Annotated in this window: 11 protein-coding genes; 4 read left to right on the top strand and 7 right to left on the bottom strand. The window is 71.4% G+C overall.

The window, feature by feature from the left end; translation table 11 throughout:
• Window positions 1–114: 114 nt before the first annotated feature.
• On the top strand, window positions 115–1,023 hold the full coding sequence (locus ACTIE5_RS01615) for a polysaccharide deacetylase family protein (RefSeq protein WP_439547942.1): 909 nt from the start codon (window positions 115–117) through the stop codon (window positions 1,021–1,023).
• A gap of 22 nt (window positions 1,024–1,045) precedes the next feature.
• Window positions 1,046–1,606 carry a lipocalin family protein gene (locus ACTIE5_RS01610; RefSeq protein ID WP_439547941.1) on the top strand — a complete coding sequence of 187 codons (561 nt, stop codon included), beginning with the start codon at window positions 1,046–1,048 and terminating at the stop codon, window positions 1,604–1,606.
• 3 nt (window positions 1,607–1,609) lie between these two features.
• On the opposite strand, the gene ACTIE5_RS01605 is transcribed toward ACTIE5_RS01610, so the two are convergent.
• Window positions 1,610–2,302, bottom strand: coding sequence for a hypothetical protein (locus ACTIE5_RS01605; protein WP_439547940.1), 693 nt, complete (start codon window positions 2,300–2,302; stop codon window positions 1,610–1,612).
• Window positions 2,303–2,498: 196 nt separating this feature from the next.
• Entirely contained in the window at window positions 2,499–3,515 is a 1,017-nt protein-coding gene (locus ACTIE5_RS01600) for a class I SAM-dependent methyltransferase (RefSeq protein WP_439547939.1), read from the bottom strand.
• Between the two features lie 137 nt (window positions 3,516–3,652).
• Between ACTIE5_RS01600 and ACTIE5_RS01595 the strand changes: the two genes are divergently transcribed.
• The gene (locus ACTIE5_RS01595) at window positions 3,653–4,315 is read left to right on the top strand and encodes a response regulator transcription factor (protein ID WP_439547938.1); all 663 of its coding nucleotides are present in this window, start codon (window positions 3,653–3,655) and stop codon (window positions 4,313–4,315) included.
• Window positions 4,316–4,337: 22 nt separating this feature from the next.
• Complete coding sequence (locus tag ACTIE5_RS01590; RefSeq protein WP_439547937.1) at window positions 4,338–5,702, top strand: sensor histidine kinase; 1,365 nt, start codon at window positions 4,338–4,340, stop codon at window positions 5,700–5,702.
• Between the two features lie 193 nt (window positions 5,703–5,895).
• Here ACTIE5_RS01590 and ACTIE5_RS01585 read toward each other — a convergent pair whose 3' ends face one another.
• From ACTIE5_RS01585 to ACTIE5_RS01565, 5 genes are all read right to left on the bottom strand, one after another.
• On the bottom strand, window positions 5,896–8,784 hold the full coding sequence (locus ACTIE5_RS01585) for a PAS domain-containing protein (RefSeq protein ID WP_439547936.1): 2,889 nt from the start codon (window positions 8,782–8,784) through the stop codon (window positions 5,896–5,898).
• A gap of 178 nt (window positions 8,785–8,962) precedes the next feature.
• Entirely contained in the window at window positions 8,963–9,796 is an 834-nt protein-coding gene (locus ACTIE5_RS01580; RefSeq protein ID WP_439548639.1) for a GNAT family N-acetyltransferase, read from the bottom strand.
• Between the two features lie 5 nt (window positions 9,797–9,801).
• Window positions 9,802–10,557 carry an SDR family NAD(P)-dependent oxidoreductase gene (locus ACTIE5_RS01575; protein ID WP_439547935.1) on the bottom strand — a complete coding sequence of 252 codons (756 nt, stop codon included), beginning with the start codon at window positions 10,555–10,557 and terminating at the stop codon, window positions 9,802–9,804.
• Window positions 10,554–11,954, bottom strand: a complete 1,401-nt coding sequence (locus tag ACTIE5_RS01570; RefSeq protein WP_439547934.1) for a formimidoylglutamate deiminase — start codon at window positions 11,952–11,954, stop codon at window positions 10,554–10,556. Before ACTIE5_RS01570 ends, ACTIE5_RS01575 begins: the two co-directional genes overlap by 4 nt.
• A 12-nt stretch (window positions 11,955–11,966) precedes the next feature.
• Window positions 11,967–12,674, bottom strand: a complete 708-nt coding sequence (locus tag ACTIE5_RS01565) for a UTRA domain-containing protein (protein ID WP_439547933.1) — start codon at window positions 12,672–12,674, stop codon at window positions 11,967–11,969.
• Window positions 12,675–12,689 lie beyond the last annotated feature (15 nt).

The following is a 12,689-nucleotide window of genomic DNA, read 5'->3' as shown; positions in this document are numbered from 1 at the left end:
CGCGGACCATAGGACACAAGCACGGAACGGTCATCCCACCCCCTGGCGCGATCTTCGGGGTTGCCGCCTGTCGCGAAATGACCCACCTCCGCCGCGATCCGCCGGAGTTCCCCGATGCTGCCCACCCATGGACGCTACGACTACGCCGCCTGGCGCGGCCGCACCCCCTATGCCTGGCCCAATGGCGGCAAGCTGGCGGTCTATCTCGGCGTCAACCTGGAGCATTTCGCCTTCGGGGAGGGCCTGGGCGCCGAACTCGCCCCCGGTGGACCGCAGCCCGATATCCTGAACTTCGCCTGGCGGGACTACGGCAACCGCGTCGGCGCCTGGCGGCTGCTGGAGACGCTGGACGAACTGGCCCTCCCCGCCACCCTCCTGCTCAACAGCGCCATGTATGACTACGCGCCGGACCTCATCGCCGCCCATCGCGCGCGGGGCGATGAGATGGCGGGCCATGGCCGCACCAATTCCGAACGCCAATCGGTGCTGCCGGAGGCCGAGGAAGCAACCCTCATCGCCGACTCGACCGCGGCGATCCTGGCCGCCGAGGGCACGGCGCCCCGCGGCTGGCTCAGCCCCTGGATCGCGGAGAGCCGCACCACCCCGGACCTGCTGGCCGAGGCCGGCTACCGCTACACCATGAACTGGTGCGCCGATGACGCGCCGGTCTGGATGCGGACGCGGGGCCGCCCCCTGCTGGCCATGCCCTACCCGCAGGAGGTGAACGACATCCCCTCCATCGTCGGCCGCAAGGATGGCGGCGATGCCTTCGCGCAGATGATCCTGGATGATTTCCACGAACGCCTGCGCCAGACCCGCGATGGGCTGCCCCAGGTGATGGGCATCGCGCTGCACCCCTACATCATCGGCCAGCCCCACCGGATGCGGCACCTGCGCCGCGCGCTGGCCGAGATCGCGCAGCACCGCGACACCGTCTGGATCACGACGGCCGGCGCCATCTTCGACCATGTGGCCGCGCTGCCGCCCGGGATCGTTCCCGGCGATCCCCGCGTTGCCGCTTGAGTCTCCAGGAGCATCGAAGCCCGTGATCCGCCGCCTGCTGCTCGCCCTGCCCCTGCTGCTCGCCGCCTGTGCGACGCCGCCTTCCTCCCCGCCCCCCGCGACGGTCGCCAGCGTGGACCTGGCCCGCTATGCCGGCACCTGGCATGAGGTCGCCCGCTTCCCCAACAGCTTCCAGGACCGCCCCGGCCGCGAATGCCGCGCCACCACCGCCACCTACACGGCGCGGCCCGACGGCACGATCGGCGTGGTCAACCGCTGCCAGGATCTGCGCGGGGAGGAACAGGTCGCCACCGCCAGCGCCTATGCCGTGGACGGCAGCGGCAACGCCAAACTGAGGGTGACCTTCTTCTGGCCCTTCTACGGCGACTACTGGGTGATCGGGCTCGACCCGGATTACCGCTGGGCCGTGGTGGGGGCTCCGGGGCGGAATTTCCTGTGGGTGCTGTCGCGGACGGCGGCGATGAGCGAGGCGGATTACGCGGCGGCGGTGGAGGTGGCTCGGGGGCAGGAATTTGAGGTGGGAAGGTTAAGGCGGGAGGAGAACCAGGCGGGAGCAAGGATGTGGTCGACGCGTAGCCCTTGAAGATCACCCGTCGCTCATCCGTTCAAGCGTCTGATCGTTTGCCTCAATCCATCGCTCAAAATTTTCAATTAGTGGCGGCCAAACCTCGTCATATTCGTGCAGAAACGTCTCCATGCACATTTGCAGTGCATCAAGATGTGTGCCGCCATAGAGCTCCATCCATCTATTAGCAAAAACAGTCTCATATTCAGAATAATTTGTACTTGAGTAACCAGCCATCATACCTTCATAATTTGGGTGGGCGCTCTCCGACATTCGGCCATACATCACCGCTATACCAGGATATCGTTTTTCGCATTTCTCAAGCACTGTCAGAATATTGACGGCTGCAAGGTGAGTGGACCCGTCGCGTGATCCAAGCAGCAATTTTGAAGTCGTTTCACCGAAGGCACTGAACGAAATTGCACCATCGATCACGCGCTGAATAATTTGATTTAGATATATGAGTACCGATAAGGTTTCTAATCCACTCCGCAGAAGAATCCGCGAGCCAAGCCCATGCCCCGCATTATGCAGCGAAAACGACTGCGATGCCAAGTCATGAAATCTCCAAAATGTTACTTCACGTAACATCCAAACACGAAACGGCGCTTTCCACTTATAAACAATAGGATTTCGCGAAATTAACCCAGCAACTGGAATATTTGGCACAAGACATTTTTTCCAGTCGGCGAGATTTATCTCAATTGGGTGCATCGCTAAACGTCTCCCATCGTATGCACCCGTTAGTGCAACTATCGCGCGCGCTCAACGACTTCCGCCCGAGCCCAACATAGCTGTCGTGACCCCCGACAGCCGCCCTGTTCTCAAGCTGGGCGCCAAGCCCGCCGTCATCTGCATAGTATCGAACGCCTCCCTCAACCCCATCCCCATCACGCACCCACGGCTCCCCTCAACCGGGCGCGCTGTCCCTCCCCCGCACCGACGGCAGCGCGCCATCCAGCACCGCATCCGCCATGGCGCGGACGGAGGCATGGCGCCCGCAGACCATGCGTTCCCCGATGTTCCGCCGCAGCCGGTCCAGCCGCCGCCGGATCGGCGCGCCGGACAGCAGATAGCGCAGCGGGCTGCCCGCGGTGGCGACCTGCACGGCCAGCCTTTCCGCCAGCGCGGCATCCGCGCCCAGGGGCGGCGTATCCCCGCCATGGCGGCGGCGCAGCACCATGGACGTGCCCTCCAGCTCCTGTCGGGTCAGCGCGGCGAAGCCCGCCTGCCACGCCACCATGGCCAGCGTCTGCGGCGTGAAGTTCCAGATATGCGCGGTGTGGAAGGTGTTCGCCGCCTGCTTGCGCACGCCCAGCAGGTTCGGCACCTCGATGAACAGCAGGCCGCCCGGCGCCAGCCAACCCTCGATCCGCGCCAGCGCGTCCCAGGGATCGGCCAGGTGCTCCAGCACATGGTTCAGCGTCACCAGGTCGAGGCTGCCGGGCACCACCCCCGCCTCCTCCAGCCCCCCGGTCTGCACCGCCACCCCGTAGGTCCGGCGCGCGAAATCGCCATAGCCGAGGTTGGGTTCGATGCCGCTCGCCGCGAAGCCCGCGCGCTGCATCACATAGGTGAACTCGCCGGAGGATGCGCCCACATCCAGCACCCGCGCGCCCGGCTTCAGCAGCGGCGCAAGGCGCCCGGCCCGCGCGATGGCGCCCCGCAGCGCCCGCAGCGCGTGCTTCCGCTTCGGCTCCCACCCCCCCTTGTAGGCGACGCGGTAGCGCGTGGCGTAGAAGGCGGCGACCTCCGCCGGGTCCGGCAGCGGGTGGTGGCTCACCAGGCCACAGCCGCGGCAGACCACGGTGGTCAGGGGCTCCATCCCCCGCCCGCGCGTCGCCAGCACCTGCCGTTCGGTGCCACCGCACAGCCGGCAGGGGCTTGCCGGGATGCGCGCGGCGATCTTCATGTTCTGGTAGGACATGCGCGTCCGGGTAGCAGTGCATGGCCCCGCGACGCTGACGCGCGCTGTCAGCGTGATGTCAGCCACGATGGGCTACGGCGGCATCACCCGGCCAGCGGCCAAGCGGGGGCGATACTGGTGGAGGGCGGGCGGGCGCGATGCGGGTTCTGGTGGTGGAGGATGAGGCCGGCATCGCGCAGGATCTGCTGCGCGCCCTGGCGGCCGCCGGCTTCGCGGCCGAACACGCGGCCGATGGCGCCACCGCCTGGCAGCGCGGCGGGGTGGAGCCCTTCGACGCCGCCATCCTCGACCTCGGCCTGCCCGGGCTGGACGGGCTGTCGCTGATCCGCCGCTGGCGCGCGGAAGGCGTCGCCTTCCCCATCCTGGTCCTGTCGGCCCGCGGCACCTGGTCCACCCGGGTGGAGGCGATCGACGCCGGCGCCGACGACTACATCGTCAAGCCCTTCGCGATGGAGGAAGTGCTCGCCCGGCTGCGCGCCGTGCTGCGCCGTTCCGCCGGCCGCGCCACCAACATGCTGCGCGCCGGCGACCTCGCCCTCGACCTCCGCGCCCGGCGCCTGACCAGGGGCGGGGAGGAGGTGGAGCTGACGCCCCTGGAATTCCGGCTGCTCGCCTACCTCATGCACCATCCCGGCCGCGCCGTGCATCAGACCGAACTCACCGAGCACCTGTATGCGGAGGAAGCGGATCGCGGCGACAATGCGGTGGAAGCCCTGGTCGCGCGCCTGCGCCGGAAGGTCGGCGCCACCGCCATCCGCACCCGGCGCGGCCATGGCTATGTGATCGGGGACGCGCCGTGACGCAGTCGCGCCGGGAGGGGCCGTGACGCGGTCGCTCCGCGCGCGCTTCGCCATCGTCGCGGTGGTGACGGCGCTGGCCGCCGCCGGCGCCGTCGGCGGCGCCGTGCAGGGGTTGTTCGAGCGGCATGTGGAGCGGGAGTTGCTGGCGGAGCTGGATGCGGATCTCCGCTTCCTCGCCCGCGGCGTGGCGGCGCGGGACGGGGCCGCGACCCTTACGGTGCAGCCGCTGCCCGACCCCCGCTTCCTGGAACCGATGTCCGGCCTCTACTGGCAGGTGCGGAACGAGGATACCGGCGCGGCGCTGCGCTCCCCCTCCCTCGCGGGGTTCGATATCCCGCTGGCGCCGGATGCGCTGCGCGGCGGCGAACGACAGCGCCACATCGTCACCGGGCCGGAGCGCGGCAAGATGATCGTGCTGGCACGATGGGTGGATGACGGGGCAGGCACGCAAGCCCGCTACCGCGTGGCCGTGGCGATGGACCGCAAGGTGATGGAAGCCGCCAACCGGGCCTTCGTGATGGATCTGCTGCCGGTGCTGGCCAGCATCGGCGCGGGGCTGATGGCCGCCTTCGCCCTGCAGGGGGCCATCGCGCTCTGGCCGGTGCGGCGCGCCCGCCGCGCGCTGCGGGACCTGCGGGCGGGGCGGCGGGACCGGCTGGGCGGGGCCCTGCCGGCGGAGCTGGAGGAACTCGCCGCCGATTTCGACGCGCTGCTGGACGCACAGCGCCACAGCACCCGCCTGGCACGCGAACGCGCGGCCGACCTGGCGCATGGGCTGCGCACGCCCCTCGCCTTGCTCGGCGCCCGGACGCGGGAATTGCGCGACCGCGGAGAGGCCGAGGCCGCCGCAGCGATCGAGGAGGTGACGGCCGGCATCGATGCGCGCGTCACGCGCGAATTGGCGCGCGCCCATATACGCGGCCCCGGCCCCCGCAGCGGCCCCACGCCCCTAGCCCCCGCCGTCGCGCGCATCGCCGGGGCGCTGGCCCGGATGCCGGCGGGCGGCGACCTCGCCTGGCGCCAGGACATCCCGGCGGCGCTGCTGGCCCCGGTGGATGAGGGCGACCTGACCGAACTGCTCGGCGCGCTGCTGGAGAATGCGGCGAAATGGGCGCGGTCCGAATTGCGCATCACGGGGGAGGAGGCGGATGGCGCGGTGGTGCTGCTGATCGAGGATGACGGCCCTGGCATCCCCGCGGAGCATCGCGCCGCCGCCCTGGCACGCGGCGTCCGGCTCGACCCCGACCGCAGCGGCACGGGCCTCGGCCTGGCCATCGCGGACGACATCATCCGGGCCTATGGCGGCGAATTGCGGCTGGAGGAAGCGGCGCAGGGCGGGCTGCGCGTGCGGATCACGCTGCCGGTCCCGGCGCGGAGTACCACCTAGGGCCTGTGGACACTTGGCCCGGGATGCGATCGGCGAGTGGATTTTCGTGCATGCCAAGGGGGCGCCGCAGCGGGGTCAGGGCGGCGATGGGGTTCCATCGTCGCCCTGACCCCAACGCCCCAGGCGCGGAAAGACGCCGCCGAGCGCGCCCGCAGCCAAGTGTCCACAGGCCCTAGCGGGCTGTGGAAGAACGCTACCGGCCCACCCGCAGCAACGGCGCCGCCCCCAGCGGCGCCAGGATGCCCGCCAGCGGCGCCTCCACCGAACAGCGCACGCCCTCCGCCTCGAAGTCGATCCGCGTCGTGCCGCCGAGGTCATGCGCCAGGCTGCGCTCGATCAGCCGCGTGCCGAAGCCTTGCCGCGCCGGCGGCGCCACCCGCGGCCCAACCGGCGGCCCGCCGCGTTCCGCCCAATGCAGGCGGAACACCGGTGCCGCGCCCGCATCGACGGACCACCGGATCTCCACCTGCCCGCCCGGCACCGACAGCGCGCCGTATTTCAGCGCATTGGTCGCCAGTTCGTGCAGGGCCATGGACAGCGCCACCGCCACCCGCGGCACCAGCCGCAGGGGCGGGCCGGTGACGCGGAAGCGCGCGCCATCCGCCCCGCCATGCGGCGCCAGCACGCCGGCCACCACCTCCTCCATGCTCGCACCCGTCCAGCCATCCCGCGTCAGCACGTCATGCGCCGCGGCCAGCGCCAGGATGCGCGCCTCCAGCCCCTGGCGGATGGCGGGGTCGGCGCCGCGCAGGCTCTGCGCCGCGATGGATTGCACGGTGGCCAGCGTGTTCTTCACGCGATGGTTCAGCTCATGCACCATCAGCTGCAGCCGGTCGGCATCGGCGCGCCGCGCCGTCACATCCTGCTGCGCGCCCCGCACCGCCGCCACGGCGCCCCCGGCATCGCGGACGAATTCACCGCGGCTGGCGATCCAGCGCGTCTCCCCGTCATCGGCGCGGCGGATGCGGAATTCGAAGGCGAAGTCGCCTGAATCCTGGTTGGCGATCGCCGCCAGGCGCCGGTCCCGCAGCCCGTCCTGGTCCTCGGGATGGATCAGGTCGAGATGCGGCCCCCCCAGCGCCATGGAAGGCGGCGGCAGCGCCGGGTCCAGCCCGTACAGGCGATACATCATCTCGGACCAATGGGTGTCGCCGGTCGCGAGGTCGCAGGAGAAGAAGCCGATGGCCCCGGCCTCGCTCGCCATGCGCAGCCGCGCCTCGCTCTCCCGCAACCTGGCCACGGCCTGGATGCGGGCGGTGATGTCGACCGAGGTGCCGATCAGGCCCACGACCTTCCCCATGGCGTTGCGGAACGGCGCCTTGGTGGACAGCCAGATCGCCGGCGTCCCGTCCGGCAGGCTCACCACTTCCTCCACCTGCTCGGCACTGCCGCTGTCCATGATGCGCTGGTCATTCGCCATCACGACCGCGGCCTGGGCGGGGTCGTCGATGAAGGCCGCATCCGTCCGGCCGAGGATGGCATCCAGCGGCTTGCCGATCAGCACGGCCACGCCTTCATTCGCCACCAGCATCCGCCCGTCCCGGTCCTTGGCGTAGACCACGCCGGGCACGGCGGCGACGAAGGCGCGCAGCAGCGCGGCGGAACGGTCGCGCTCCGCCTCCAGGCTGCGCCGCGCCTCGATGTCCAGCAGCACGCCCGGGAAGCGCAGCGGCGCGCCATCGGCGGCCAGGTCGACGCGGCCATTGGCCTCGATCCACCGCATCACGCCATCGCGGCCGCGGACGCGGTACTGGTGGGCATAGGGGCCTCCACGGCCGATCGCCTCCGCGATCGCGGCGCGCAGGCCTGGCAGGTCATCGGGATGGACGGTGGCGATCACCTGTTCCAGCGACAGCACGCTGCGGGCGGATGGCGTACCGAGGCCGAAATAGAAGGCGAAGCGCTCATCGATGATGAAACGGTCGGTCGTCAGGTCCCAGTCCCAGGTGCCGACGATGGCGCCGGCGGCCAGGGCCAGGTCCACGCGCTCCGCCTCCAGCCGCAGCCGCTCCTCCCGCCCCGCCATGGCGGATTCCAGCGCGACGAAGCCCAGGCGCAGCGCCTCCACCTCCGCCACCCTTGCCGGCGGGATGGCGGCGGCGGATTGATGGGGCATCGGCCCGCCATGTGCCGCCAGGGCGCGGGCATGCGCCTCCAGCCGCCGCAGCGGGCCCAGCACGGCGCGCGCGGCCAGCGCCGCCAGCCCGCAGCCGAGCAGCAGCGCCACCAGCGCGCCCGCGCCGAGGGTCAGCGCCGGAACCCGCCAGGCCGCATCGAAATCCGCGGCGGGCTGCGCGACGGCGACGATCCACCCCGGGGCGGCCCGCAGCCGGTGGAAGCCGAACACATGCTCCGCCCCACCGGAGGCGACGGCACGGTGGAAGCCGGATTCCGCGGTGGCGCTGCGCCGCCGGTTCTCCGGCGGGATCGGCTGGCCGAGGCGCCGTTCATGCAATTCGTCCGACCGCGCGACCACCGCGCCCCGCCCATCGGCGAGGAAGGCGAAGAACCCCGCCGGCAAATCCTGCGCCACCAGCAGCCGCCGGAAGGTGTCCGGCGCCATCCGCACCGCGATCACGAAGGCGATCCGGCCCTCGCGCTCCACGGGCACGCCGACCGCGGCCATGGGGCTGCCATCCGGGCCCACCGCCAGGTCCGCCACGACGGCCTGCCCCGCCTCCGCCGCCGGACGGAAGGCGGCCGTGCCGGTGGCGGGGGAAGGGGTGCCCGGCGCCACGGCCGTGTCGATCACGGGGCGCAGCGTGGCCGCCTCCAGCAGCAGCGCGGTGGTGCCGAAGGCGCCGGCGACGCGCCGCGCCTGTGCGCCAAAGCGCGCGAGGTCGGGATAGGGTCCATCCAGCGCCTCCGCCGCCGCCAGGCCGCGCACGATGCCGAGGTGCCGGTCGATCTCCCGGTCCAGCGCGAAAGACAGGCTGTGCGCCGTATCCAGCAGTCGGGCCGCCGCCGCCTCCTGCCGGTCCCGCACCGCCTGCCAGGCGGCGAAGCCCCCGAAGCCGAGGGAGGGCAGCAGCACCGCCAGCACCAGGCCCGACAGCAACGCGGCGAAGCGAAGCCGCGGCATCACCACCGCCCCCCGATGGCACGCGCGGGCCCCTCGCATCTCACAGCCGCTACTCCAGTACAGGCATGCCCGACACCGGGGGCCGGGGGCTGACTATTCGGCGTGGTGCGGCGGATGTCGCGCCCGGCCCGATCACGAAACCGCGTGGTGGGCGCGGCGCCGGGGCAGGACCGTGCGGCTAACCGAGTTCGAAACTCGTGATCCCGAACAGAAGGGGCAGGGCCAGATCGGGCGCCGGGCCCGTGTACATCCGCGCCGTCTCGAACACCGGCGTGAGGCCCAGCGCCTCCGCCAGCGCCACCGCGTCACGCTGCGGTTCCGCCACATCGAGGAACACCGGCCCGCCGGCCGGCACAAGTTGCGCGATGAGCGCCGCGGCCAGGCGTTCCGCCACGCCGCGATCCTCCGCCACCAGGGGGCCGATCTTGTGCCCCTCCCGCGCCGGGCGGATCACGCCGAAGCCCGCCACCGCCCCGTCCCGCACCACCGCCAGCGCGACATGCGCGGGCGCCGAGAGCCAGGCGCGCAGGAAGTCCTCCCGCGCCGCCGGGAACACGCTCCGGTCCAGCGCCGCCAGCGCCGCGAAGGGCACCGACGCGGCCTCCACCACATCTGCGCCAACGGGCCCCAGGGCCGCGGGCACGCCGCCGAACCGAATGTTGTTCCACGCCAGCGAGAAGCCGGATTTCCGGTAATTCGCCTGCTGCGCCACCACCCCGTCCAGCCCGACCAGCCGGCCCGAGAGCCGCGCCATCGCCGCCTGCCAGACCACCATGCCGAGGCCCTGCCCCCGCACCTCCGGCCTGGCGATGTAGAAGCCGATGAAGCCGAAATCCGCGCCGTAGCGCGTGGCCGCGATGACGGAAGCGAGCCGGCCCCCTTCCGCCACTCCAAGAAACAGCCCGGGATCCTGCGCCAGGAAGCACGGCAGATCCGAAAGCCCCGGATTCCATCCCTCCGCCGCCGCCCATTCGACGGCGGTGGCCGCTTCCTCCGGCGTCAGCCCGCGCACCAGGCTCAATGCATGAGGTCCCCGCCATTGGGGGAGATCGTGGCGCCGACGAAGAAATCCCCGCCCGGCGAGGAGGCCAGCAGCAGCGCCGCCGCCGCGATCTCCGCCGGCTTGCCCACGCGCCCGATCGGCAGCCCCGCCCCCGTGCGTTCCGCCCAGCCTTCCCCCAATTGCGCCGTCAAATCCGTCGTGACGGGGCCGGGCGCGATGGCATTGACCAAAATACCCTTCGGCGCGCCTTCCCGCGCCAGCGCCCGCACGAAGCCGACCAGCGCGGCCTTGGCGGTGACATAGGGCACGATCCCGATGCCACCCTTGAAGGCGAGTTGCGACGCCGTGACGATGATCCGCCCGCGCCCGCGCGCCGCCATCCCGTCCCACACCGCCTTGGCGCTGACCCAGGCCGCCTTCACATGCACGGCGATGACGCGGTCGAAATGCTCGTCCGGCAGGGTCTCGAACGGCCCGCGGAGGTTCATGCCCGCATTGCTGCACAGCACGTCGCAAGGGCCGAGCGCGGCTTCCGCATCCCCGATGAAGCCGCGCAGCCCGTCGCTATCCGCCACATCGACGGAGCGATGAAAGGCCCGCCGCCCGAGCGCCGCGATCCCGCCCGCGACCTCCGCCGCGCCGGCCTCGTCATCCAGATGGCAGAAGGCGATGTCCGCGCCTTCGCGGGCAAACAGCAGCGCCATCTCCCGCCCGATCCCGCGGCTGCCGCCGGTGATGATCGCGACCTGTCCCGCCAACTGCCCACTCATGCCATCAGCCTCCGCATTGCCCGGGAAAACTCTTCCCCGATGCCGATGGCGTCAACATGCCGCCCGGCCTCCACCCGCACGCGCCCGCCGCAGACCACCGTCCGCACCGGGTTGCCCTGCCCGCTGAACACCCAGGCATCCAGCAGCCCATCACCCTGCCGCCCGACCAGCGTGGGATGCGCGGGGTCGAGTTCCACCAGGTCAGCCCGCATCCCCGGCGCGATGGCGCCGATCTTCCGGCCGCTCGCCTGCGCCCCGCCGGCCAGCGCGCCTTCCAGCAGCGTCCGCCCGGGATGCGGGTTGGCCGCCCCCGTCGCCACCGCCCGCGCATGGTCGCGCAGCCGCTGGCTCGTCTCCAGCTGGCGGAGTTCGTCGCGAGGCGCCGTCCCCACATGGCTGTCCGTCCCGATCCCGAACCGCCCGCCCGCCGCGAGGAACCGCGTCAGCGCAAACGTTCCATCCCCCAGCGACGCCTCGGTCGAGGGACAGAGCCCCGCCACCGCCCCCGTCTTCGCCAGGTCTTCCACTTCTCCATCGTCCATGTGGGTCGCGTGGATCAGCACCCAGCGTTCATCCACCGGCAGGCTGTCGAGGATCCAGCGCACCGGCCGCTTGCCCGTCACGGCGATGCATTCCTCCACCTCCCGCGGCTGTTCGGCCGCGTGGATGTGGATGGGCCCGTCATAGCCCGAGATCTTGCGGATCATCGCCGGCGTGCAGGCGCGCAGCGAATGCGGCGCCAGCCCTACCGACATCTGGGGATCACCGGCGCAATCCTCCCGCGTCCCCTCCACGATCCGCGCGAAGCCATCGAGTTCATTGAGGAAGCGCCGCTGCCCCGCATGGGGCTCCTGCCCGAAGATGCCGCCATGGCGATACAGCGACGGCAGCATCGTCATCCCGATGCCCGTCCGCCTGGCCGCGGCGATGTGGCGCTTCGCCATCTCGGCCGGGTCGTCATGCGGCGTGCCGTCGGGTTGGTGATGCAGGTAGTGGAATTCGCAGACACCGGTGAAACCGTGTTCCAGCAATTCGGCGTAGAGCTGCGCGGCGACGGCCCCCGCATCCTCCGGCGTGAACAGCCCGACGAAGCGGTACATCGTCTCCCGCCAGGTCCAGAAACTGTCGCGGCCTTCGGGGCTGCGGCGTTCCGCGCCGCCGGCCATGGCGCGCTGGAAGGCGTGGGAATGCAGGTTGGGCACCCCGGGCACCACATGGCCGGACAGCCGCCGCGCCGTGCCCTGCGCCCCCGCGAAGCCCGGCGTCACGGCGGTGATCCAGCCCGCGCCATCGACCTCGACCAGCACATCCCGCGCCCAGCCGCCGGGCAGCAGCGCGTCGGTGGCGATGAAGCGCCGCGTCACCATGGAACCGTCCCCCCTGAACCCGTCCGGCATGGCGGATTCACGTCAACCGCGCAACGGGCCGCGCGAGGACCGGACCGTCACCTCATGCCGGTCCCCCGGCCAGGTGATGCGCGCCGCCGTCACCGGCTGGTCGCCGCGCCAGGTCCGGCGTTCCATCACCAGGCAGGGTGCGCCCGCCTCCATCCCCAGCGCCGCCGCCATCCCGGCATCGGCGGCGGCCGCGCGGATGCGATGCTCGGCTTCCGTCCAGGGCACGCGTTCCAGCAGCCAGGTGCCGGGGGGCGCCTCGACAAAACTCTGCCCCACCGCTTCCGGCACGGCATCCAGGCTGACCAGCCGGTCCTCCATCGCCGCCGGCACCCCTTGGCTGTCATGCCGCACCAGCAGCGCCAGCACGCGCGCCCCCTTCGGCAGAGCCCCCAGCCGCGCGCGATCCGCCGCATTCGCCACCCGCACCGCCCGCTTCAGCACGGCATGGGCGTGCCCCGGCACCGTCTCCCGCATATCGGGCACGCCGAGCAGCTTCTCCTCCGATGGCGGCGCCGCCACGAAGCTGCCCGCCTTCCGCCGCCGCACCACCAGCCCCGCCGCCACCAGATCGGACAGCGCCCGGCTCACGGTCATCCGCGCCACGCCGTGTTCCGCCACCAGCTCCTGCTCCGACGGCACCCGATCCCCGGGCTTCAGCACGCCCGAGAGGATCAACCCCTCAATCTGCTCGCGGATGGCGGTGTGGCGGGGTTTGGTCATGGCGCATTATGTCTA

It is taken from the genome of Falsiroseomonas sp. (assembly GCF_051859025.1).
Classification (GTDB): Bacteria; Pseudomonadota; Alphaproteobacteria; order Acetobacterales; family Acetobacteraceae; genus Falsiroseomonas.
This window is presented reverse-complemented; position numbering and strand designations above follow the sequence as displayed.